Genomic DNA, 21891 nt, shown 5'->3' with positions numbered 1-21891 from the left:
TCGGTGTTCACTTAATTCAAGCGGCGAATGCCGGCCGTGCATCAACTTCTTCTGCTTCCGGCAACGGCCCAAACAACGCCCTCTGCACCGCCTGCTGCGCCTGATACGCCAGCGCCGCGCGTTCTTGCCCGGCGCAGGCAATCGGCGTGAGCACGTGGATTTCCACATCGCCCTGGTCGTTGGCGAACAAGCGCATCAGGTGCGAGAGCAAATCATCGTCGCCAATAAAAGGCGCCAGCGGGTCTACTTGGCCGTCACGCAGATAACGGATCGCCACCGGCTGCAGCGACACCTGCGCATCGATCGCACTGGCCAGCAAGCGACCGTGGAAGGTGCGCAGGCTGCGCCCGTCGGTGGTGGTGCCTTCCGGGAACATCAGCAGCGGGTGCTGTTGCTCCAAATGGCGCGTCATCTGTTTGCGGATCAGCTGGCTGTCACCCGATCCCCGGCGAATGAACAGGCTACCGGCCTTGGCCGCCAACCAGCCCGCCACCGGCCAGGTGCGCACTTCGGCCTTGGACAGGAACGACAGCGGTGTGACCATGCCCAGCAGCGGTATGTCGGTCCACGACACGTGATTGCTCACCCACAGCATCGGGGTTTGCGGCAACTCACCGTGCACCGTCACGCGAAAGGGCAGGGCGTGGGTCAGTCGCGCCATGAAGAAGCGTGACCAACGCTGGCGCCGCACCATCGAGTTGGCGATGCCCAGGCGCTCGAACACACCAAACACACTGGCCATGCTCAGGCCCAGCGCCACCACCAACAGTACCCGGGCAATGCGCCCGTACACGCGCAAGCGGCTCATTACATGGCCGCCTTGAAGTGGCGGGCATAACGCGGGCACAAATCATCGCGCTTGAGCAGGATGAATACGTCGGCCACCTGGAAATCTTCATCCCAGCACGGTTCGCCGCAGATCTTCGCACCCAGGCGCATGTAGGCCTTGAGCAGCGGCGGCATTTCGGCAATCACGTTGGACGGCAGGTCCAGCGCCGGCAGTGGTTTTTTCGGTTCGGCGCGCAGGTGTTCGTTGCACAGGTAGCGTTCGCGCAGGCGCTGCATGATCGCGTGGGCCTGGATGCCGCCGTCGTGCATCGGGATGCTTGCGCAGCCCATCAGGTAGCTGTAGCCGCCCTGGTTGAGCACTTCGGCCAATTCGCCCCACAACACGGCGATGGTGCCGCCGTTGCGGTAGGCCGGGTCGACGCACGTGCGGCCGATCTCCAGGATCGGGCCCTGCAAGTGCAGCAGGCCATGCAGGCTGAATTCTTCTTCGCTGTAGAACCGGCCCAGGGTGCTGGCCGCCTGGTGGTCGAGCAAACGGGTGGTGGCGACGAGTCGACCGCTGTTCAAATCCCGCACGCCGATGTGGCTGCAGTGAACATCATAGTCATCCATGTCCAGGCCCAGCTCAGCGCCTTTCAGCTTGGCGTTGAACTCGCCGCTGAACACGTTGAACCGCAGGGCCTGGGCTTCCTGCAACGCCTGCGCGCCAACCAGGCGTTCGGCTTGCAGACGGCGTTCATTGCCGGTGTCGCTGATGCGGGCGATCTGAGTCATGGCGAGTCTCCGAGTGCCGGCCACGATTTCGGCCGGTCGACTTTGTTGTCCAAAGTCAGGCTATGTAGCCTCGGTGTCATCTCCATGAAGTTATGGTGACGCTTGGATGACAGCCATCCCTGTCGTAAATCTGTCATCACCCTCGGCTAGGCTCGCGGGCTTGAATGCCCCCTTGAGTTTGCGTCCATGGTCAGAGGCCTGTTGTGTGTTGCCCTGCTGTTTGTCACCGTTGCCGCTCACGCCGAAACCTGGCCCGATAAGGAATGGGCCAAGGGCACAACGCTCACGGGCCCTGCTGTCGATGCGTTGGACGCCTACGCGTTCCCGGCGCGCGACGACGCCACCCGCCAAGGCATTCGCACCGACGCGTTGCTGGTGATCCGTGAGGGTGAGGTCATCTACGAACGCTATGCAGCGCCCACCACCGCCAGCACGCCGCACCTCACCTGGTCCATCAGTAAAAGCCTGATGGCCACCGTATTGGGCGTGGCCTACGGCGATAACCGTTTCAAACTCAGCGACCCGGTGGCGCGTTTCTATCCACCGATGAAGCAGCACCCCAACGTGACCATGGCCGACTTGCTGCACTGGGCCTCGGGCCTCGACTGGCAGGAAGACTACGAATACGCGCCGTTGAAATCCTCGGTGGTGGCAATGCTCTACACCCGCGGCCGCGCCGATATGGCCGACTTTGCCGCAGACACCGCGGCGGCCAGCGCCCCGGGCCAGGTCTTTCGCTACTCCAGCGGCGACACCAACCTGTTGTCCGCTGCCCTCAAAGGCATGCTCGGCCACAAGGCTTATATGAGTTACCCGTGGGATGCGCTGTTCAAACCCTTGGGCATTCGTAATGCCACCTGGGAGACCGACGCCGATGAAACCTTCGTCGCGTCTTCCTACGCCTACCTCACTGCCCGCGACCTGGCGCGTGTCGGCCTGCTGATGGCGCGCAATGGTCGCTGGGGTGATCAACAACTGCTGCCCAAAGACTGGATCGCCTTCAATCGCCAGCCGTTCGATAAATACAAAACCGGCCAGGACGAAGCCGTCCCCGGTGGCCATTGGTGGCTCAATCAAGGCGCATCACGTCCCTGGCCCGATGCCCCCGCCGACACCTTCGCCGCCCTCGGCCACTGGGGCCAGGCGCTTTATGTGATGCCCGACGAACACTTGGTGATCGTGCGCTACGGCGATGACCGCGACGGCAGCTATCGCCATAACGAACTGCTCAAACGCGTGCTGGCGGCGGTGCAGCCATGATCCGTCGTCGTCCGTTTACCAGCCTGTTTCTGCTGCTGTTGCTCGCCCTGCTGGGGTGGATCTGGCATGAGCGCGTCAACTTGCAAGCCTTCCCCGACATCATCGCGGCCTACACCGCCAAGGAGTACTGCTCGTGCCGGTACGTGGCGAACAACCCGGCCGAATATTGCCGGGGGTATGTGAAGCAGTACGTGCCGACCAGCGCGTTCAGCGACAACCCGGAGCGCAGTGAAGTGACGGCGAGCGGGTTGGGGCGTACGCACAGTGCACGGTGGCTAGGCGACCGCCAGGGTTGTCGCCTCAATCCTTGACACGCCACCGACCCATTCCATTGCGCCCGGCACACGGCGCAGTTAAGGTTCGTGCAGGTTTTTTGCCTCATGAGTCTTTATGTTCAATGTCAAACCACTGGCTTTCACACTGTTGACCTGCGCCGCTGTGCCTGCCCACGCCGATTGGTACCTGGACAACGAGTCCTCGCGCCTGTCGTTCGTCACCACCAAAAACACCGAGATCGCTGAAGTCCATCGCTTCCTGGTGCTGCACGGCAAGGTCGACAGCAAGGGCGCGGCGCAACTGGAGGTGGAGCTGGAGTCGGTCAACAGCGGCATACCGCTTCGCGATGAGCGTATGCGCAATCAACTGTTCGAGATCAAGACGTTCCCCAATGCGCTGATCAACGCGCAGATCAATCTGCAACCTATCAACGACCTGGCGCCTGGCGCGCAGTTGGAGTTGCGCCTGCCAGTATCCGTGACCCTGCACGGCAAGACCCAGACCTACAGCGCCGAACTGCTGGCGACACGCCTGGATGACCGGCGTTTCCAAGTGGTAACCCTAGAACCGCTGGTGGTGCATGCCGAGGACTTTGACCTGGCGCCGGGTGTGGCGGCGCTGCGTAAGGCGGCGGGGCTCAAGTCGATCAGCCTGTCGGTGCCGGTGGGTGCGGTGCTGATTTTTACGGCGCGCTGACGTGAGCGGCGCGGTGTTCCCGTGGCGCAGCGCCAACCGTTTCGAGTTGTTGATCGACGGGCCGAACTTTTTCCCGCAGATGCTGGTGGGCATTGCCCGGGCGGAACACCAGGTTGACCTGGAGTTGTACCTGGTCGAGGCCGGCGCCTGCGCCGAAGCCATGGTGAAGGCCCTGGTACAGGCCGCCGAGCGGGGTGTGCGGGTGCGTTGCCTGTTCGATGATTACGGCAGCCTGGCGTTTACCCTCGGGCTGCGCAAACGCCTGACCGACGCCGGCGTGGAGTTGCGGTTCTACAATCGCCTGAGTTGGCGCCGCTGGATGCGCAACTTGTATCGCGACCATCGCAAGCTGTTGCTGATCGACCAGGAAATCGCAGTGGTCGGCGGCACGGGTGTAACAGATGAGTTCTGGACGCCGGGGCAAGACACCGCCGACTGGCATGAAGTGATGGTGCAGATCAGTGGCCCGTTGGTGCTGGATTGGCAGGCGCTGTTCGACCGCCAATGGCACGCCAATGCCGCGCGCCGTGAGTGGAAGCCCGCCACTCATTTCGGTTTGCCGCGTTTACCCAAGGTGCCGGCCACCGGCCCAGGCCTGGGTCGCGTGGCCTATGCCGATGCCCGCCAGCACCGGGATATCCTGCAATCGCTGATCCGCGCCTTGAACAGCAGCCAGCAGCGTATCTGGCTGGCTACTCCGTACTTCCTGCCGACCTGGAGCGTGCGCCGTGCCTTGCGCCGTGCCGCCGGGCGCGGCGTCGATGTGCGCTTGCTGCTTACCGGCCCGCGTACCGATCACCCGTCCGTGCGGTATGCCGGGCACCGTTATTACCCGCGCTTGCTGCGCGCGGGTGTGCAGATCTTTGAATACCAGCCGTGCTTTCTGCACTTGAAAATGGTGCTGGTGGACGACTGGGTGAGCATCGGCTCGTGCAACTTCGACCACTGGAATTTGCGCTTTAACCTGGAAGCCAACCTGGAAGCGCTGGACCCTGAGCTGACGCGGGCGGTGGAGGGCAGTTTCGAGCGGGATTTCGAGCAGAGCCAGGCGGTGAGCCTGGAGGCTTGGAAGTCGCGGCCGTTGTGGCGGCGGGTGAAGCAGCGGGTGTGGGGGTGGATTGATCGGTTGGTGGTGAATTTGCTCGACCGACGGGGTTAGCGAGAGCGCCGCTAATCCAATGTGGGAGTTGGCTTGCCTGCGAAAGCGGCCTCACAACCGACCACAATCTAACTGTCCCCCCGCGATCCAAAAATGTGGGAGCTGGCTTGCCTGCGAAAGCGGCCTGAAAGCCGACCACAAACTAACTGTCGCCCCGCGATCCAAATGTGGGAGCTGGCTTGCCTGCGAAAGCGGCCTGACAGCCGACCACTCTACAACTGTTGCCCCGCGATCCAAATGTGGGAGCGGGCTTGCTCGCGAAGGCGGCCTGACAGCCGACCAGAATGTTGGATCAGACCAGGTACATATCCGTTATTTAGGTAACGTCTGCTAATGGTTCCGCCCTTACGGCGGCTCACTTTTGAAAAGCGCAAAAGTAAGCAAAACGCTCTTGCCCCAACACTCGGCACCTCGCCTAGGCTCGGTGTGCCCGTAATCCGACAGGTATTTGGGGGGCCGCCGCCACGCGCCATCCATGGCGCGGGGCGGCTAAACCGGCATCCCTGCCGGTTTACCCCCCAAATCCCTGTCGAATTCCGGCCAGCGTGTTTGACGGGGCGCCTGAGATCAAAAGCAGGATCAAGAGCAAGAGCAAGAGCAAGAGCGGCTCGCTTCGCATCGTGGTTGGTGTTGGGGGGCAACGTTGTGTTGATACCTATGCTGCGAGAGCAGTGGTGAATTTTCCACCGCTATCGCAGGCCAGCCAGCTCCCACATGGACTGTGTTTACAGCTTTAGCTCAGAGCAGTTCGAAGGTTTGTTGCTGCACGTCCTGGGAGTCCAGTCCGATCTGCACATTGAACTCACCCGGTTCCGCGGCGAACTTGAGTTGGGTGTTGTAGAACTTCAAGTCTTCCTCGGTAATGGTGAAGTGCAGGGTGCGCTCTTCACCGGCTTTGAGCATGACCTTCTGGAAATTCTTCAGCTCCTTGATCGGGCGGATCATCGAACCGGCCACGTCCTGGATATACAACTGCACCACGGTTTCGCCGTCCACCTTGCCGGTGTTGGTCACGGTGACACTGGCGTCGAGCTTACCGGTCTTGTTCAGTGTGGTGGACGACAGCGCCATGTCCGACAGGCCGAACGTGGTGTAGCTCAAGCCATACCCGAACGGAAACAGGGGGCCGGTGGTGTCATCGAAGTACTGCGAGGTGTAGTTGCCCGGCTTGCCCGGCGTGAACGGCCGGCCGATGGTCAGGTGGTTGTAGTAGGTCGGAATCTGCCCCACCGAACGTGGGAAGGTGATCGGCAGCTTGCCTGAAGGGTTGTAGTCACCAAACAGCACGTCGGCGATGGCATTGCCGCCTTCGGTGCCGGCGAACCAGGTTTCCAGGATCGCATCGGCCTGTTGGGTCTCTTCGAGAATCGACAGGGGACGGCCATTCATCAGCACCAATACCAGCGGCTTGCCGGTGGCTTTCAGGGCCTTGATCAGGTCACGCTGGCTCTGCGGGATGTTCAGGTCGGTGCGGCTGGAAGATTCGTGGGACATGCCACGGGACTCGCCCACGGCGGCGACCACCACGTCGGCATCCTTGGCAGCCTTGACCGCCTCGTCGATCATCACTTGGGCAGGGCGGGTGTCATCCACCACTTCCGGTGCATCGAAGTTGAGGAAGTTCAGGTAGTCGACCACGGCCTTGTCGTTGGTGATGTTGGCGCCACGGGCATAGATGATCTTGCCCTTCTCGCCGATCACCGCGTTCAAACCGTCGAGCAGGGTGACTGACTGCTCCGGCTTACCGGCGGCGGCCCAACTGCCCATGATGTCGATCGGCGCCTTGGCCAGCGGGCCGACCAGGGCGATGGTGGCGGATTTTTTCAGTGGCAGGGTGTTGTTCTGGTTTTTCAGCAATACCAGGCTGCGGCGCGCGATGTCGCGCGCATCGGCGCGGTGCAGGCGGCTTTCGGCGTAGGTGTCGGCCGGGTCGTCCTCAGCCTTGCCGATGCGCAGGTACGGGTCCTTGAACAGGCCCATGTCGTACTTGGCGCCGAGCACTTCGCGCACGGCGTTGTCGATGTCGCTCTGCTCGATTTCACCGGACTTGAGCAGCCCCGGCAGCTCCTTGCCGTAGAGCGAGTCGTTCATGCTCATGTCGATGCCGGCCTTGATCGCCAGCTTGGCGGCTTCACGCCCGTCCTTGGCCACGCCGTGCTTGATCAGCTCGAAGATCGCGCCATGGTCGCTCACGGCCAGGCCCTTGAAGCCCCAGTCCTTGCGCAGCAGGTCGTTCATCAGCCAGGTGTTGGCGGTGGCGGGCACGCCGTTGATCGAGTTCAGCGCCACCATCACGCCGCCGGAGCCGGCCTTGATCGCCGCGTGGTATGGCGGCAGGTAGTCCTGGTACATCTTGACCGGGCTCATGTCGACCACGTTGTAGTCACGGCCGCCTTCCACCGCGCCATACAGGGCGAAGTGCTTGACGCTGGCCATGATGCTGTCGGCATTCGCGGGGCTTACGCCCTGGAAGGCCTTGACCATTACTTCGGCGATACGCGAGACCAGGTAGGTGTCCTCACCGAACCCTTCGGAGGTGCGGCCCCAGCGTGGGTCACGGGAGATGTCGACCATCGGCGCGAAGGTGATGTCGAGGCTGTCGGCGGCGGCTTCCTGGGCGGCGATGCGCCCGGAGCGGCCGATGGCTTCCATGTCCCAGCTGGACGCCAGGGCCAGGCTGATCGGGAAAATCGTGCGGTGGCCGTGGATCACGTCGTAGGCGAAGAACATCGGGATCTTCAAGCGGCTGCGCATGGCCGCGTCCTGCATCGGACGGTTTTCCGGGCGGGTGATGGAGTTGAACGTGCCGCCGATGCGGCCGGCGGCGATTTCCTTGCGGATCAGCTCGCGGGGCATCTCGGGGCCGATGCTGATCAGGCGCAATTGGCCGATCTTTTCATCCAGGGTCATCTGCTTGAGCAGGTCGCTGACGAAGGCGTCCTTGTCTTTAAGCGCAGCAGGCTTTGTTTCTGCCCATACGGGGTGACTGGCCAGAGTGGCAACAAGGCCGAGCAAACACAGCTTTTTCATGAATATCCTTTTTCGGCTCACTGCACAGCATCCAGGGAACGCTGGCGGCCAAAATGTGGGGAGCGTCTATTGTTGTTCGGGTGTTGTTCAGATAAATGCAGCACACTCTGAACTCTTTTTCGCGCTGGGCATCTTTGTAGCTGATTGGCTCAATGCATGCCAGTGGTGGCGGATTATGCCCCAAGCGCGTGGTGTATAGGGTGAGTCGTCACATTCCATCAAGATTGGGCAGGAGAAACACCATGCAAGCAGCACAAGGTTACCGCTGGGGCTTGAAAGCCGCGGTTTTGCTATTGATCGGCACGGTGCTGAGCGGTTGTGGCATCAACAACATCCCGACCCTGGACGAACAGGCCAAGGCCGCCTGGGGCCAGGTGCAGAACCAGTACCAGCGCCGGGCCGACCTGATCCCCAACCTGGTGGAAGTGGTGAAGGGCTATGCCGCCCATGAACAGGACACCCTGACCGCCGTCATCGAAGCGCGGGCCAAGGCCACCTCGATCCAGGTGGATGCCAGCACCCTCGACAATCCGGAAAAACTCAAGCAGTTCCAGCAAGCCCAGGATGGCTTGAGCGGCGCACTCAGCCGTTTGATGGTGGTGTCCGAGCGCTACCCGGACCTGAAAGCCAACCAGAACTTCCTGGCCCTGCAATCCCAGCTTGAAGGCACCGAAAACCGTATCGCCGTGGCGCGCCGCGACTTTATCCAGGCGGTGCAGGCCTACAACACCGAAATCCGCACCTTCCCGGGCCGCCTGTGGCACAGCGTGATGTACAGCGACCTGCCGATCCGCGCCACGTTTGAGGCCACCAGTGCCGACGCCGATAAAGCGCCGCAAGTGAAGTTCAAATAAAGCTGCACTGAGGTGTCGATGCGTTTATTACGGATAGGCCTGGCGCTGTGGCTGTTGGCCTGCGTGGGCATGGCCCAGGCGGCGCTGACCTTCCCGGCGCTGACCGGGCGGGTGGTGGATACCGCCGAGATGATCGACCCCACCACGCGCCAGCAACTGACACAGCAGTTGCAGGCGCTGAAGCAGACCTCCGGTGACCAGATCGTGGTGGTCACTGTGCCTGACCTGCAGGGCGTGCCCATTGAGGACTTCGGTTATCAGTTGGGCCGCCAGTGGGGCATCGGCCAGAAGGGCAAGGACAACGGTGCGCTGTTGATCGTCGCGCGCGATGAGCGCAAATTGCGCATCGAAGTCGGCTATGGCCTGGAAGGGGTGCTCACCGATGCGCAGTCGTGGGTGATCATCAACCAGGTGATTGCACCCAAGTTCAAGGCCGGCAATTTCAGCCAGGGCATCAGCGACGGTGTGGCGGCGATGGTGCAAGTGGTGGGCGGCGAACCACTGGCCGTGCCGGCGCATGTGGCGGACGCCAACTTTGCCAAGGATAATCCGGGGTTTTCCATCGGCTTGTTTATCCTGCTGATCGGCGTGTTGTGGCTGTGCAATCGTCTGGGGCTGCCGGTGGGCGCGATCCTGCTGGCGATTCTCAGCAGCAGCGGACGCGGCGGTGGCGGCGGGGGAGGTGGCGGTGGTTTCCGGGGCGGCGGTGGCGGCTTCGGCGGCGGTGGAGCTTCAGGCGGCTGGTGATGACAATAATTAGAGAGCAATTACAACCATGGCATTACTGACTGAACACGAGCAGCGCCAAGTCGCGGAGGCGATCGCCCGGGTGGAAAAAACCACCGACGCGGAACTGGTGACCGTACTGGCCGCCCGCGCCGATGACTACGCCTACATCCCGCTGCTGTGGGCCAGCCTGATCGCGCTGGTGGTGCCGGGTGTGGTGCATTACCTGTCGGGCTACCTGACCATGTACACCTTGCTGCTGGCGCAATGGGCGACGTTCATCGTGTTGTGCCTGGTGTTCCGTTTGCCCAAGGTCACCACCCGCCTGATCCCGCGCTCGGTACGGCATTGGCGCGCGTCGAACCTGGCGCGCCGTCAATTCCTGGAGCAGAACCTGCACCACACGCTGGGCAGCACCGGCGTGCTGATTTTTGTCAGCGAGGCCGAGCGGTACGTGGAGATCCTGGTGGATGACGGCATCTCCAAGCATCTGGATGACAGCAGTTGGGATTCGATCGTCACGGCGTTTACCCAGCAGGTGAAGCAGGGCGAGACACTGGCGGGGTTTATCAGCTGCATTGAAGCCTGTGGCGAGTTGCTCAAGGTGCATGTGCCGGTGACCCAAACCCGTAATGAACTACCGAATCGCTTGGTCGTACTCGAATAATCCAGGCAACACCCAGCCCCTTTGTGGACACCACATCATCCAGTGTTCACATTTGAGGGGGCTGCTGATTGACCGTTGATCAAATAACTCCGTGCCCTGACGCCCCATCCCCCCTAAAATGCCCGGCATTCCCTGCCCGAGGCGTTTTTGTTCATGTCTGTCACTGCTCAACCGGATCATCACGCCCAGTTCATTGAACTGCTCAGTGCAAGCCTCGCGCAGAATGCCTTTATCAAGCTGGTGCTGGCCAAATACGTCGGTGACGAGGCTGACCTGCAGCGGCTGATCATCAAGCCGGTAACGGTCAAGGAGCAGGCGTGCCTGTCCTTTGTCTACCGCTACAAGACCCGCGATATCACCAAGAATTTGCCAGTGGCCGACGCTGTTGCGGCGATTGCCGAGCTGCTGCCGGCGCGGTTCAAGAACGCTCACCTGCTGTCACTGACCGACGAAGCCCAGTTGGAATACAGCAAGAAAAACAAAAGCTCACTGTTCAAAAGTAAACCGCAGCAATTGCGCGAAGCGCCGTCGGCCGAGCATAACCGCGAGAAGAACCGCTTCCTTGACCTCAGCCGGCCGTTCCTCGCCGACCTGGGCGTCACCGACGCCAAGCAGGCGCTGATCCCGTCGATGTCGCGCAAGTGGAAGCAGATCAACAAGTTCATCGAAGTGTTCAGCCACGCGCTGACCTCGTCCCCCTTGAAGCTGGACCAGCCGGTGCGCGTTGCCGACTTCGGCTCGGGCAAGGGCTACCTGACGTTTGCGATTCACGACTACCTGCGCAACACCCTCAAGGCCGAGGGCGAGGTGACGGGCGTCGAATTGCGTGAAGACATGGTGACCCTGTGCAACACCGCCGCCGCGCGCCTGGAACACCCTGGGCTGGTGTTCAAGTGTGGCGATGTGCGCAGCGTGGCGCCCAGCGAGCTGGACGTGATGATCGCCCTGCATGCCTGCGACGTTGCCACTGACTACGCCATCCACACCGGCATCCGCTCCGGCGCATCGATCATCATGTGCTCGCCTTGCTGCCACAAGCAGATCCGCCTGCAAATCCAGAGCCCGGTGCTGCTCAAGCCCATGCTGCAATACGGCCTGCACCTGGGCCAGCAGGCGGAAATGGTCACCGACAGTTTGCGTGCGCTGTTCCTCGAAGCCTGTGGCTATGAAACCAAGGTGTTCGAATTCATCTCGCTGGAGCACACCAACAAGAACAAGATGATTCTTGCCGTGAAGCGCGCCGAGCCGTTGGACAACGCGCAGTTGCTGGAGAAAATCCAGGAGCTGAAAGCGTTCTACCACATCACCGAACACTGCCTGGAAACCCTGCTGCGCGCGGATGGCTACCTGAATTGAAGTGAACACGGTCCTCTGTGGGAGCTGGCTTGCCTGCGATAGCGGTGTGTCAGTCACCACCGCCATCGCAGGCAAGCCAGCTCCCACATCAGACTGAGCCAGCCTTGATGATGGGGGCTGGCTGCACCGTCGTCTTGCGCCCCAGCATCACCGTCACGATCACCCCACACGCAAACAGCCAGGTGATCGGCTCGATGTGTTCACCAAAGAACAACGCCGAAAACGCGATGGTGAAGAAGATCTGCAACAGCTGGATCTGGCTGACCCGCGCGATCCCGCCCATGGCCAACCCGGCGTACCAGGCAAAGAAGCCCAGGAACTGCGAGAACAGCGACACATAGCCAAACGCCCACCACGCACGCATCGACACCGCGCCCTGATGCTGCGCCGCCAGGTACCACACCGGGCCGATCAGCACCGGCGTTGACAGCACCAACGCCCAGCAGATCACCTGCCAGCCGCCCATTTCCTTGGCCAGGCGACCCCCTTCGGCATAGCCCAGGCCGCCGACGGCAATCGCACCCAGCATTAGCAAGTCACCTGCCTGGATGCTGCCGGCCCCGGTGATCAGCGCATAGCTCAACACCAACGCACTGCCCAGCGCCGCGCAGGCCCAGAAGGCTTTTGACGGCCGCTCATGGGACAGCCACGCCGCATACAGCGCCACGCACAGCGGTTGCAGGCCGTTGACCAGCGCGCCATGGGACGCCGGCAACGTTTGCATGGCCCAGGCCGACAGCACCGGGAAGCCGAGAATCACCCCCGCGATCACCAGGCACAGCCCGCGCACCTGGCGCCAGGTGGGCCAGCGCTCGCGGCGCCACAGTAACAGCGCCGCTGCCGGAATCGCCGCGAACAGCGCACGGCCCAGGCCGTTCAGCAACGGGTGGATTTCCTGCACCACGATACGGGTGAAGGGCAGGGTCAGGCTGAAGATGACGACGCCCAGCAGGCCGAGGGCCATACCGGTGTTTTCGCGCGAGCTCATGGGGAAGAACCGAAATCTAGAGGGCTTCAAGGGAAGCCCATCTAGCCACATCCCCCGCCGATTGCGGGCCTACAGCTGGGTGCGGATTTATCCGTACAGATTTTTCAGAAGAAGCGCGTGATGCTGATCTTGGCGTTGCGGCCTTGGCTGTAGACACCTTCACCGCTGAGTGCAGGTTGGTAGAAGCGGTTGAAGAGGTTGTCGACGGTGAAGTTGATCTCGGTGCCCTTGAGACCGGCCTGCTGGGGTTTCCAATTGGCGAACAGGCCTTGTGTGTCGTAGCTGGCGTTTTCCGTCTGGTCGTAGATAAAGTCGCCGATGCTGGAGTTCAAACCGCCCGCGTAAACATCGGTGGGCACGCGATCGGTCTTGCGTACGAACTGGCCCTGCCAGCCCACCTGCGCGTCCCAGCTCGGGATCTTGGTACCCAGCACCACCACCCATTTTGCCGGTGGGATATCCCGCGCCCATACGTGCAGGTTGGTCGCCCAGGGATTGGTGTAGGGGTTGTCGCGCTTGCCTGTGGCCCAGGAGTAAGTCAGGGAACCGAACAGGTAGGTCGAGTCGTAGTAGCTTTCCAGCTCGAAGCCCTTGATGGTCATGCCACCCACATTGCGATAGTTGGTCCTGGATGCCGCGTCACTGCATACCGAATCGATACTGCCCGGTACTGTCAGTTGCCGTTCGCAGCCAATGCCGGTGGCCTTCATGATTTCGTCTTCGATGCGGTTGTGAAACAACGTGGTGCGTAACTGCAAGTTGTCTTCACGGGTGAAGAGCCCCGAGAAGTTGGTGACGTTGCCCGCGGTAATCGCCGTAATGCGCTCAGGGTCGAGGTTCAGGCTGGTGGCGCTGCGGGTGCTGATAGCGCCCTGGACTTCGTACTGTTCATCGATCACCGGCGCACGCCACGTGCGGTTCCAACTGGCGAAGAACGCCACATCCGGGGTCACGTTCCAGAACGCAGCGAGGCGTGGCGACCAACCGGTGTAGGTACGGTCGCTGTAGTCGTGGCCCACTTTTGGGTCCGGGTTGCTGTAGTACGGCGCATCGTTGGCTTCGCCGCGGTTGCGCACGTGGTCGTAACGCAGGGACGGCGTGATGGTCACGTCGCCCAGGGTAATCGCGTCCTGGATGTAGAACGCGTTGCTATCGACCTTGCCGTGGGGCATGAAATACGGCTGGAAGTGTCCATAGTTGTATCTGGCGGTGTTGTAGGTTGCACCCGGCATCCAGCTTTCGGTTTCACGCTTGTGCTTGCGGATCTGCACGCCCGTGGTCACCGCGTGTTCCAACGCGCCGGTGGTCAGCAGGCTGGTATTGCGCAGTTCGAGGATGCGGTCTTTGTAGGAGGTATCCATCTTGCGTCCACCGGTAGCCAGGCTAATGACGGCATTCTCGGCGCGCTCATCGGTCTGGTCGGTATTGGACTCCGAGTAGCTCAGCTTCAGGTCGATCAGCGGGTTGTTCAGTGGGTGGTATTCGTACTTGCTCGACCAGGTGGTGTCCACCGTGTCGCGGTCGGCCAAGAAGCGTGATACGGCCGTGGCGTAGCCGTAGCGGTCGATGGCCGATTGTGTCGGGGGTGATGGATAGGACTTTGCCGAGAACGGCGTCATACGTTGGCTTTGGGCGCGTGAGTAAGACAGGCCCATGCTGTGTTCGTCGGTGAAATACGCGTTGAACTTGAACAGTTGGCCTTCGACATCCTGCGCGCTGTTGGGCAAGCGTTTGGGGTTGATCGGGTATTGGTTGCGCGGGTCGGGCGGAGTGTCGGCCAGCTTGAGGTCGTCGCCGTCGCGCTTGGTCAGGTAGACCAGGCCATCCATGCGGCCGTCGTCGGTGCGGCCATACACGGCGCCGGTGTAGACCTGCTCGTGGGTGTTGCTGGCGTAGCCGTATTTGACCATCGCCCCGGCATTTTGCCCGTTCTTGAGCAGGTCGGGTGCGTCCTTGGTGATCATGTTGACCGTGCCGCCAAAACCGCCGTTACCGGTAAATGGCGAGTAAGGGCCTTTCTCCACCTCAATGCTTTTGATCAACTCGGGCTCAATGAAGATGGTGCCTTGTTGATAACGCTCGAAACCGCTTTTGGCCGCGCCATCCACGGTCATCGGCACATCTTCTGCATCGCCCATGCCGCGGATGTTCATGGTCTGGCCGCCCGGCTTGGGTGAGCCGCCCATCGATACCCCGGGCAGGGTCTGCAACAGCGAAGGAATGTTATCGGGCTGGTAGCGGTCGATGTCCGCTTGGCTCAGGGTGGAGCGGCCCACGGAGATGGAGTCGACCTGGTTACCGGTGCCGATCACGCTCAGTGCATCCAGTTGAACAACGCCGCTATTGGTGGTCTTGGCCTCTTCGGGTCTTACCACATAGGTGCTGCCAACCTTGATCAGGGTGAACTCGCCGTTTTTCAGCAGGGTACGAATCGCCACTTCTGGTGTGAAGTCACCATTGAGCGCAGGGGCATGCACGTTCTTGAGCAGCTCTTCGTCGAACAGCAGTTGGATCTGTGCCTGTTGCGCCACCTGGCTCAGGGACGTGGCCAGTGCCTGGGCGGGCAGCTTGAATGTCTCGGCTTGGGCAGTGAGGCTGAACGCCAGGCAAGTGGCAATGAGCGTCGGTCGAAGAAACAGGTGCGAAGCGTGGCAAGGCGCGCGAAACATGAAATCCCCCGGTGCGGCCAAATGGCCAAAAAGGTGTGCGTATCAGGTACAGACCGGAGGAAGACGGGGTAGGGAAAAAAATCCACACCTGCGAATGCAAAATATTCTCAAATAAGAATTCAGTCGGATTATTTGCTCGGTTCGATCCTCATGATGCCATCGGCCGACGCCACGGTTTTTACCGGCAACAGGGCGGGCAAGGCGTTGAGCAGGGCGTCGGGATCATTCACATCCAGATTGCCCGAGACCTTCAGGTGGGCCACGGCGCTGCTGACCTGCAGCGGTGCCTGGGGGCGGTACAGGCTCAATTCATCGATCAGGCTGGCCAGTTCGCGGTTGCGAAACGACAAGTGTCCACTGCGCCAGTCGGCGACTTCTTCAGCGGTGAGGGTTTGCTGCTGCAACGTGCCCTTGGCATAGCTGTAGATCGCGCGTTGCTGTGCACCCAACAGGCTCACGGGGCTTTTTGCATCCGGCTCGAAGGCGACCTGCCCATGGGCGACGGTGACCACCAGTTGTTGCTGGCTGCGGCGTACATCGAAGCCAGTGCCGACCACGCGCACACGGGCTTCGCCTGCTTGCACGAACAGCGGCCGCTCCTTGTCGGCGGCCACTTCGATGTACACCTGGCCCTTGTCCAGGTGCACGATGCGCTGGTACGCGCTGAAATCGACCCGCACGCGGGTGTTGGCATTCACGTATAAGGTGCTGCCATCGGGCAGGTCCAGGGTGCGCATGCCTTTGGCATGGGCCGCTACCTGAGTGTGATAAAGCTCGCGCGGCGCGCCTATATGAGTGGCCAGCACCGCGCACAGCAGGGCGGCGGCCACGGCCAGGGCAGGGCGCCATACCGACGGTTTGCGCTGGGGCAGCGCCACGGGTTTGTTCAGTTGCTGCAACTGGGCGAGGTCTGCCCACAGTTGTTCGAATTCGGCATAGGCGCGGGCATGGGCGGGCTCGGCTTGCCAGGCAGCAAAAGCCTTGCGGTCGGCGCGCCCCGCGTCATTGCGGTTGCGGGCAAACCAACTGGCGGCTTGGGCATCAATGGCGTCACGGTCTTCGATGTCCAGGGCGTCGGTGTCGCTCAGGCGGTTCATTCTGGCTGCTCCGTGCCGGGTTCGTGTTGAAGGCGTCGCTTGCAGTGCAGCAGGGCAAACGCGATGTGCTTTTCCACCATGCTGGTCGAAATGCCCATGCGCTCGGCGATCTGCGCCTGGCTCAAGCCTTCGAAGCGGTGCAGCATAAGGGCTTCTCGCCTGCGGGGCGAGAGTTCAGCAAGGACTTCTTTCAACTGTTCCAGGCGTTGCAAGCGTTGAGCGGCGGCCATGGGATCGTTTTGCTCGTCGGTGACCGGCTCGGCGTCCATTTCGGCGGGGTCAAAGTGGGCGGTCTGCCGTACCTTCTGTTTGCGCCAGTGATCACGCAGCAGGTTGCGCGCCATCTGGAACAGAAACGCCCGTGGCTGCTCGACCTTGGCCCGGTCGCGGTAGTCCAGCCACTGAGTAAAGACATCCTGGGTCATGTCCGCCGCGTCGCTGGCGTTGTCCGTGCGTTTGCGCAGGAAATACAGGATATCTGTATAGAACCCGCGAAAGGCATCGGCCGACAACGGGTCGGGCTTGGGACGAGACATGGATATCCTTCTTGACGAAGCACGACTTGGAGAAAGTCGTGAATGGTATCGAGAACCATTGTCATTTGTCTCTATTTTACGGATGTACACCGCAAAAAATGTGGGAGCGGGCTTGCTCGCGAAAGCGGTGTGTCAGTCGATTTATCCGGTGCTGGCACACTGCATTCGCGGGCAAGCCCGCTCCCACAGGGGATCGTGGGTTAGCGCAGTAGTGCTTTCAGTTGTTCGATCCCCACGTCACCCAACGGGAACACTGGCAAACGTGGATCACCCACTTCCAGACCGGTCAGACGCAGCCCGGCCTTGATCGTCGCGGGCAAGCCACCCTTGAGGATGAATTCCAGCAAGGGCAACTGGCGGTAAAACAGCTCTCGCGCCTTGGTCAGATCATTGGCCAAGACCGCCTCATACAACGCCAGGTTCAGCTCTGGGATCAGGTTCGGTGCTGCCGTGCACCAGCCCTTGGCGCCTGCCGCGAAGGCTTCCAGCGCCAGCGGGTTGCAACCGTTGTAGAACGGCACATCGCTGTGGCGATGCAACTGGTGCATGCGTTGGATATCCCCGGTGCTTTCCTTGACCATGGTCACGTTGGCCACCTGCTTGAGGATGCGCAGGATCAAATCCACCGACATGTCCGTGCCGCTGGTGGCCGGGTTGTTGTAGAGCATGATCGGCACGCCGATGCTGTCGCCGATCGCGGCGTAGTGGGCGAGGATCTCCGCTTCGCTGAGTTTCCAGTAGGACGCCGGCAGCACCATCACCGCATCGGCGCCATTGGCCTCGGCGTAACGGGCGCGGCGCACGGCTTTGGCGGTGGTCAGGTCCGAGACGCTGACGATGGTCGGTACGCGCCGGGCGATTTTCGCCAGGCTGAAGGCGCTGACTTCATCCCACTCGGCGTCGCTCAAGTACGCACCTTCACCGGTGCTGCCCAGTGGCGCGATGGCGTGTACGCCGCCGTCAATCAGGCGGTCGATGGAGCGGCCGAGGGCGTCGAGGTCAACGCGTTGGCCGTCGGCGCTGAACGGGGTGATGGTGTAGCCGATGATGCCGTGAATGGTTGGGCTGGACATGGGAAGTCTCCGGTCAGAAAAGGGCTAGTCAGTTCAGGCAATCGGCGTGTTGACGCAGGTTCTGCCGGGCGTAGTAGTTGAACGCGGCGCCATGGCGCTTGGGCCGTGAGATCCAGTCATGGGCCTCGCGCCCCAGTTCCGGCAGGATTGGCTTGATGGTGCCGGCTGCCATCGCGAGCAACTGCAACTTGGCCGCGCGCTCGATCAACTGCGCGATCACACAGGCTTCCTCGATGCTCGCCCCGGTGGACAGCTGGCCGTGGTGCGAGAGCAGGATCGCGCGTTTGTCGCCCAGTGCCGTGGTGATGATTTCACCTTCTTCATTGCCCACCGGCACACCCGGCCAGGCCTCCAGGAAGGCGCAGTCTTCGTACAGCGGGCAGAGGTCCATATGGGACACCTGCAGCGGCACTTCCAGCATCGACAGCGCGGCGATGTGCGTGGGGTGGGTGTGGATGATGCAATTCACATCCGGCCGCCCACGGTATACCCAGCTGTGGAAACGGTTGGCCGGGTTGGGGATGCCATGGCCCTCCAGCACTTCAAGATCCTCGTTCACCAGCAACAGGTTGCTGGCGGTGATCTCATCAAAACCCAGGCCCAGTTGCTGCGTGTAATAGGTGCCCTGTTCCGGCCCGCGCGCGGTGATCTGCCCGGCCAGGCCGGAGTCGTGACCGTTTTCGAAGAGGATGCGGCAAGTCAACGCCAGCTTTTGCCGGTCGGTCCACGTATTATCCGCCAGGGTGTTTTGCATCTGGGTCAGTGCTTGCTTGACCAGTTGGTCTTTCGGGAGTGCTAATGTCTTGGCCATATCGGGTGCCCTCGGTAGCTGCAAATGACACTAATGATGCTATATGACACTTTGTGTCATTGGCAAGCACAGCTCATCGCTTACTGCATGGATTAACCGCAGCGCATGTCTATCCGTTTGAAATTATTGAGAAAAAAACTTGGCGTCACCTTGGAGGCCCTGGCCGAAAAGTCCGGGATGACCAAGAGTTACCTGTCCAAGGTCGAGCGCGGGCTCAACACGCCGTCGATTGCCGCCGCGCTCAAACTGGCCAAGGCGTTGAACGTGAAGGTCGAGGAGTTGTTCAGCGAAGACAGCGTCAGCCTCGACAGCTACAGCCTGGTGCGCAGCCATGAGCGGCCGGACACCTCACCGGGTTATGCGGTGCTGGCCCATCAGGTCAGCGAACGCAGCCTGCTGCCGTTCATCATCTACCCGCCGGCGGAGTTCACCGACAAGACCTTCAAGGAGCACCTGGGCGAAGAGTTTCTGTTCGTGCATGAAGGCCAGGTGGAAGTGGACTTCATGAACGAGCGCGTGATCCTGGAGCGGGGCGATGCGCTGCACTTCAATGCGCAGAAGCCTCATCGGTTGCGCTCGGTGGGGCCGGTGCAGGCGCAATTGCTGGTTGTGGTGCACAGCTCGGAAGAATGATGTCGCGCGTGTGTTGCGAACACACTCAATGTAGGAGCTGGCTTGCCTGCGATAGCATCACCTCGGTTCAGCTGACAGACCGAGGTGCCTGTATCGCAGGCAAGCCAGCTCCCACATTGGATCGACGTCGCCCATAAAATCAGCGTTCGACAGGCACTGACAGCGCTGGATTGCCCAATGGGTGCGTACGCGCCGCGAAGAACTTCAGCGCCACCCCAGCCCCCTCAAACAACTCCGAATACCGCCGCTTCTGCTGACGAATAAACCCATCGCTGCGCCCCGAAACCGAGATCGCCAGCGTCGTCACATTGGCTTGGCGAATCGCGTCCACCAGGTGTTTATCCTGCGGTCCCAGTTCGTGCCCGAACAGGCACAACGCCCCCTCATGGCTCAGCAACTGCTCATAGCAGAACGACAGGTAATCCGAACTGCGGATAGTCTTGAGCTTCTCTTCCACCTTGCCCTCGCTGACAAACAGCGGTACGTCGTCCAGGGTCTTGATAGTGTTGTTGATCGCGAAACTGCTGAGCAAGGTGCTGTCAGTGGTCGGCAACTTGCGCGCGGTACCGTCGAGGTTACGCACCAGGTGCAGGCCGCCGTGCAAGTACAAGATGCGCGTGGCGTCGGTACGGGTATTGCGCAGGTCGAAGCTGGCGTCGGCGCTGCGGAACAAATCGTCGATGCCGGGGGCGTGCAGGATCGCCCAGTAGTTCAGCAAATCGTAATTGGTGGTGAACACCGTGGGGTAGTTCGCCAGCTCGCTGTTGATCGTCGCCAGCGTCGACGGTTGCACCAGGCGCCACGGGATATGCACGGCGTGGATGGTGTTGATCAACGCTTCCTTGATCGCGTAGTAACGATTGCGCGGCGCCGCCGAGCTGACCGCCAGGGCCTTGTTGACCCGGCTGGTGGTCTTCAACGCGCCCAGCGCCTGCTCGAAGCTGCGGGTTTGCAAGGCGTCGAACACGCTGAGCTCGGATTGGCTCAGGGGCTTTTCTTCGACGGTGCGGGCGTTTTCGAACAGTGAGTCGTAGGCGAAGTCTTCCCAAATCGTGCGGCTTGCGCCGTTGCCGATCAGAATCCCGCTGAAGTCGTGGGCAGCGCGCAGGGCGCTCCAGTCTTCAAGGTGGGCGTCACTATCCTGGAAATCCTTCATTGCGGCGGGTCTACTCGAAATCGGCTGGACGGTGACTTTATCACGGGTTGGCGTTGATCCTGATCAAGATACGGCGGCTGGCGCAGGTTGATGCTGTAGGCATAAAGCCTCTGAGGATTCGCCATGAGCAGCACCTTTTTTATCCCCGCCGTCAATATCATGGGCACCGACTGCCTCGACGAAGCGATGACCGCCATCCGCAACTATGGCTTTCGCAAAGCACTGATCGTCACCGACGCCGGCCTGGCCAAGGCGGGCGTCGCGAGCATGATCGCCGAGAAACTGGCGATGCAGGACATTGACTCGGTGATCTACGACGGCGCCAAGCCCAACCCCAACGTGGAAAACGTCGAGAACGGCCTGGCGCTACTGCAGCAGAGCGCCTGCGATTTTGTGGTGTCCCTGGGCGGCGGTTCGCCCCATGACTGCGCCAAGGGCATCGCCCTGTGCGCCACCAACGGCGGGCATATCGGCGACTACGAAGGCGTCGACCAATCGAGCAAACCGCAACTGCCGCTGGTGGCCATCAACACCACCGCCGGCACCGCCAGCGAGATGACTCGCTTCTGCATCATCACCGACGACACCCGCCACGTGAAAATGGCCATCGTCGACCGCAACGTCACGCCGCTGCTGTCGGTCAACGACCCGGCGCTGATGGTCGGCATGCCCAAGGGCCTGACAGCCGCCACCGGCATGGACGCGTTGACCCATGCCATCGAAGCCTACGTGTCCACCGCCGCCAATCCGATCACCGACGCCTGCGCCATCAAGGCCATCGAACTGATCAGCGCGAACCTGCGCCTGGCGGTCCGCGACGGCAGCGACAAGGCCGCCCGGGAAAACATGGCCTACGCGCAGTTCCTCGCCGGCATGGCCTTCAACAATGCGTCCCTGGGCTTCGTGCACGCCATGGCCCACCAACTGGGCGGTTTCTACGACCTGCCCCACGGCGTGTGCAACGCAGTGTTGCTGCCCCATGTGCAAAGCTTCAACGCCAGCGTCTGCGCCAAACGCCTGAGCGATGTGGGCCGTGCGCTGGGCGCCGATATCAAGGGCATCACCGACGAAGAGGGTGCCCAGGCCGCCATCACCGCCATTCGCAGCCTGGCCCACGACGTCGAAATCCCCGCCGGATTGCGCGAACTGGGCGCCAAGTTGCAGGACATTCCTTTACTGGCGACCAACGCGCTGAAAGATGCCTGCGGCCTGACCAACCCTCGGCGGGCGGATCAGCGGCAGATCGAGGAGATCTTTCGCAACGCGTTTTGATAGGGGCAGCCTTAAGCTGCAAGCGGTAAGCTACAAGCTGGATGCGTTCAACTTGAGCTTGAAGCTTGC

20 protein-coding genes are annotated in these 21891 nt (G+C 61.5%); 10 read left to right on the top strand and 10 right to left on the bottom strand.

Annotation, left to right across the window (positions count from 1 at the left end; all coding sequences use genetic code 11):
- Positions 1–16 precede the first annotated feature (16 nt).
- Positions 17–808 carry a lysophospholipid acyltransferase family protein gene (locus KHP07_RS01480; RefSeq protein ID WP_078047291.1) on the bottom strand — a complete coding sequence of 264 codons (792 nt, stop codon included), beginning with the start codon at positions 806–808 and terminating at the stop codon, positions 17–19.
- The gene (olsB, locus tag KHP07_RS01475; protein ID WP_214496480.1) at positions 808–1563 is read right to left on the bottom strand and encodes an L-ornithine N(alpha)-acyltransferase; all 756 of its coding nucleotides are present in this window, start codon (positions 1561–1563) and stop codon (positions 808–810) included. Before olsB ends, KHP07_RS01480 begins: the two co-directional genes overlap by 1 nt.
- Positions 1564–1749: 186 nt before the next feature.
- On the opposite strand from olsB, the gene KHP07_RS01470 reads away from it, so the two are divergent.
- The 4 genes from KHP07_RS01470 to KHP07_RS01455 all read left to right on the top strand — a co-directional run bounded on the left by KHP07_RS01470 (position 1750) and on the right by KHP07_RS01455 (position 4954).
- Positions 1750–2823, top strand: a complete 1074-nt coding sequence (locus KHP07_RS01470) for a serine hydrolase domain-containing protein (RefSeq protein WP_214496479.1) — start codon at positions 1750–1752, stop codon at positions 2821–2823.
- On the top strand, positions 2820–3134 hold the full coding sequence (locus tag KHP07_RS01465; protein WP_078047293.1) for an amidase: 315 nt from the start codon (positions 2820–2822) through the stop codon (positions 3132–3134). Before KHP07_RS01470 ends, KHP07_RS01465 begins: the two co-directional genes overlap by 4 nt.
- 79 nt (positions 3135–3213) lie before the next feature.
- Complete coding sequence (locus tag KHP07_RS01460; RefSeq protein WP_078047294.1) at positions 3214–3795, top strand: YceI family protein; 582 nt, start codon at positions 3214–3216, stop codon at positions 3793–3795.
- Between the two features lies 1 nt (position 3796).
- Complete coding sequence (locus tag KHP07_RS01455) at positions 3797–4954, top strand: phospholipase D-like domain-containing protein (RefSeq protein WP_214496478.1); 1158 nt, start codon at positions 3797–3799, stop codon at positions 4952–4954.
- A 738-nt stretch (positions 4955–5692) separates the two neighbouring features.
- Here KHP07_RS01455 and bglX read toward each other — a convergent pair.
- A complete protein-coding gene (gene bglX, locus KHP07_RS01450; RefSeq protein ID WP_100491338.1) occupies positions 5693–7984 on the bottom strand; it encodes a beta-glucosidase BglX in 2292 nt (763 codons plus the stop codon).
- Between the two features lie 242 nt (positions 7985–8226).
- Here bglX and KHP07_RS01445 point away from each other — a divergent pair, with 242 nt between their 5' ends.
- From KHP07_RS01445 to KHP07_RS01430, 4 genes are all read left to right on the top strand, one after another.
- Entirely contained in the window at positions 8227–8838 is a 612-nt protein-coding gene (locus KHP07_RS01445) for a LemA family protein (protein ID WP_025855347.1), read from the top strand.
- An 18-nt stretch (positions 8839–8856) separates the two neighbouring features.
- Positions 8857–9585, top strand: coding sequence for a TPM domain-containing protein (locus tag KHP07_RS29650; protein ID WP_214496477.1), 729 nt, complete (start codon positions 8857–8859; stop codon positions 9583–9585).
- Between the two features lie 28 nt (positions 9586–9613).
- The gene (locus KHP07_RS01435; protein ID WP_078047298.1) at positions 9614–10231 is read left to right on the top strand and encodes a TPM domain-containing protein; all 618 of its coding nucleotides are present in this window, start codon (positions 9614–9616) and stop codon (positions 10229–10231) included.
- A gap of 153 nt (positions 10232–10384) precedes the next feature.
- The gene (locus KHP07_RS01430; protein WP_214496476.1) at positions 10385–11587 is read left to right on the top strand and encodes a class I SAM-dependent methyltransferase; all 1203 of its coding nucleotides are present in this window, start codon (positions 10385–10387) and stop codon (positions 11585–11587) included.
- Between the two features lie 88 nt (positions 11588–11675).
- On the opposite strand, the gene KHP07_RS01425 is transcribed toward KHP07_RS01430, so the two are convergent.
- From KHP07_RS01425 to KHP07_RS01400, 6 genes are all read right to left on the bottom strand, one after another.
- Positions 11676–12575 carry a DMT family transporter gene (locus KHP07_RS01425; protein WP_028619299.1) on the bottom strand — a complete coding sequence of 300 codons (900 nt, stop codon included), beginning with the start codon at positions 12573–12575 and terminating at the stop codon, positions 11676–11678.
- A gap of 104 nt (positions 12576–12679) precedes the next feature.
- Positions 12680–15244, bottom strand: a complete 2565-nt coding sequence (locus KHP07_RS01420) for a TonB-dependent receptor (RefSeq protein ID WP_214496475.1) — start codon at positions 15242–15244, stop codon at positions 12680–12682.
- A gap of 128 nt (positions 15245–15372) precedes the next feature.
- The gene (locus tag KHP07_RS01415; protein WP_214496474.1) at positions 15373–16341 is read right to left on the bottom strand and encodes a FecR family protein; all 969 of its coding nucleotides are present in this window, start codon (positions 16339–16341) and stop codon (positions 15373–15375) included.
- A complete protein-coding gene (locus KHP07_RS01410) occupies positions 16338–16877 on the bottom strand; it encodes an RNA polymerase sigma factor (protein ID WP_078047302.1) in 540 nt (179 codons plus the stop codon). Before KHP07_RS01410 ends, KHP07_RS01415 begins: the two co-directional genes overlap by 4 nt.
- 200 nt (positions 16878–17077) lie before the next feature.
- Positions 17078–17950: a dihydrodipicolinate synthase family protein gene (locus KHP07_RS01405; protein ID WP_078047303.1), complete on the bottom strand. Its 873-nt coding sequence runs from the start codon at positions 17948–17950 to the stop codon at positions 17078–17080.
- Positions 17951–17978: 28 nt separating this feature from the next.
- Entirely contained in the window at positions 17979–18761 is a 783-nt protein-coding gene (locus tag KHP07_RS01400; protein WP_078047304.1) for an aldolase, read from the bottom strand.
- Between the two features lie 105 nt (positions 18762–18866).
- Here KHP07_RS01400 and KHP07_RS01395 point away from each other — a divergent pair, with 105 nt between their 5' ends.
- Entirely contained in the window at positions 18867–19394 is a 528-nt protein-coding gene (locus KHP07_RS01395) for a helix-turn-helix domain-containing protein (protein WP_099492509.1), read from the top strand.
- 139 nt (positions 19395–19533) lie between these two features.
- Here KHP07_RS01395 and KHP07_RS01390 read toward each other — a convergent pair whose 3' ends face one another.
- Positions 19534–20550: a DUF4917 family protein gene (locus KHP07_RS01390; protein ID WP_099492510.1), complete on the bottom strand. Its 1017-nt coding sequence runs from the start codon at positions 20548–20550 to the stop codon at positions 19534–19536.
- Between the two features lie 123 nt (positions 20551–20673).
- On the opposite strand from KHP07_RS01390, the gene yiaY reads away from it, so the two are divergent.
- Positions 20674–21822 carry an L-threonine dehydrogenase gene (gene yiaY, locus KHP07_RS01385; protein ID WP_078047307.1) on the top strand — a complete coding sequence of 383 codons (1149 nt, stop codon included), beginning with the start codon at positions 20674–20676 and terminating at the stop codon, positions 21820–21822.
- Positions 21823–21891: the final 69 nt, after the last annotated feature.

The organism is Pseudomonas sp. VS40, assembly GCF_018587885.1.
Taxonomy (GTDB): Bacteria; Pseudomonadota; Gammaproteobacteria; order Pseudomonadales; family Pseudomonadaceae; genus Aquipseudomonas; species Aquipseudomonas pergaminensis.
This window is presented reverse-complemented; position numbering and strand designations above follow the sequence as displayed.

Excerpts from the sequence above, each read along its gene's own strand:
- bglX (WP_100491338.1), bottom strand. The coding sequence starts at position 7,984 with ATGAAAAAGCTGTGTTTGCTCGGCCTTGTTGCCACTCTGGCCAGTCAC.
- KHP07_RS01410 (WP_078047302.1), bottom strand. The coding sequence starts at position 16,877 with ATGTCTCGTCCCAAGCCCGACCCGTTGTCGGCCGATGCCTTTCGCGGG.
- KHP07_RS01445 (WP_025855347.1), top strand. The coding sequence starts at position 8,227 with ATGCAAGCAGCACAAGGTTACCGCTGGGGCTTGAAAGCCGCGGTTTTG.
- KHP07_RS01425 (WP_028619299.1), bottom strand. The coding sequence starts at position 12,575 with ATGAGCTCGCGCGAAAACACCGGTATGGCCCTCGGCCTGCTGGGCGTC.
- KHP07_RS01460 (WP_078047294.1), top strand. The coding sequence starts at position 3,214 with ATGTTCAATGTCAAACCACTGGCTTTCACACTGTTGACCTGCGCCGCT.
- KHP07_RS01465 (WP_078047293.1), top strand. The coding sequence starts at position 2,820 with ATGATCCGTCGTCGTCCGTTTACCAGCCTGTTTCTGCTGCTGTTGCTC.
- KHP07_RS01480 (WP_078047291.1), bottom strand. The coding sequence starts at position 808 with ATGAGCCGCTTGCGCGTGTACGGGCGCATTGCCCGGGTACTGTTGGTG.
- KHP07_RS01430 (WP_214496476.1), top strand. The coding sequence starts at position 10,385 with ATGTCTGTCACTGCTCAACCGGATCATCACGCCCAGTTCATTGAACTG.
- KHP07_RS01435 (WP_078047298.1), top strand. The coding sequence starts at position 9,614 with ATGGCATTACTGACTGAACACGAGCAGCGCCAAGTCGCGGAGGCGATC.
- KHP07_RS01400 (WP_078047304.1), bottom strand. The coding sequence starts at position 18,761 with ATGGCCAAGACATTAGCACTCCCGAAAGACCAACTGGTCAAGCAAGCA.
- KHP07_RS29650 (WP_214496477.1), top strand. The coding sequence starts at position 8,857 with ATGCGTTTATTACGGATAGGCCTGGCGCTGTGGCTGTTGGCCTGCGTG.
- KHP07_RS01420 (WP_214496475.1), bottom strand. The coding sequence starts at position 15,244 with ATGTTTCGCGCGCCTTGCCACGCTTCGCACCTGTTTCTTCGACCGACG.
- KHP07_RS01390 (WP_099492510.1), bottom strand. The coding sequence starts at position 20,550 with ATGAAGGATTTCCAGGATAGTGACGCCCACCTTGAAGACTGGAGCGCC.
- KHP07_RS01405 (WP_078047303.1), bottom strand. The coding sequence starts at position 17,950 with ATGTCCAGCCCAACCATTCACGGCATCATCGGCTACACCATCACCCCG.
- KHP07_RS01415 (WP_214496474.1), bottom strand. The coding sequence starts at position 16,341 with ATGAACCGCCTGAGCGACACCGACGCCCTGGACATCGAAGACCGTGAC.
- KHP07_RS01470 (WP_214496479.1), top strand. The coding sequence starts at position 1,750 with ATGGTCAGAGGCCTGTTGTGTGTTGCCCTGCTGTTTGTCACCGTTGCC.
- yiaY (WP_078047307.1), top strand. The coding sequence starts at position 20,674 with ATGAGCAGCACCTTTTTTATCCCCGCCGTCAATATCATGGGCACCGAC.
- olsB (WP_214496480.1), bottom strand. The coding sequence starts at position 1,563 with ATGACTCAGATCGCCCGCATCAGCGACACCGGCAATGAACGCCGTCTG.
- KHP07_RS01395 (WP_099492509.1), top strand. The coding sequence starts at position 18,867 with ATGTCTATCCGTTTGAAATTATTGAGAAAAAAACTTGGCGTCACCTTG.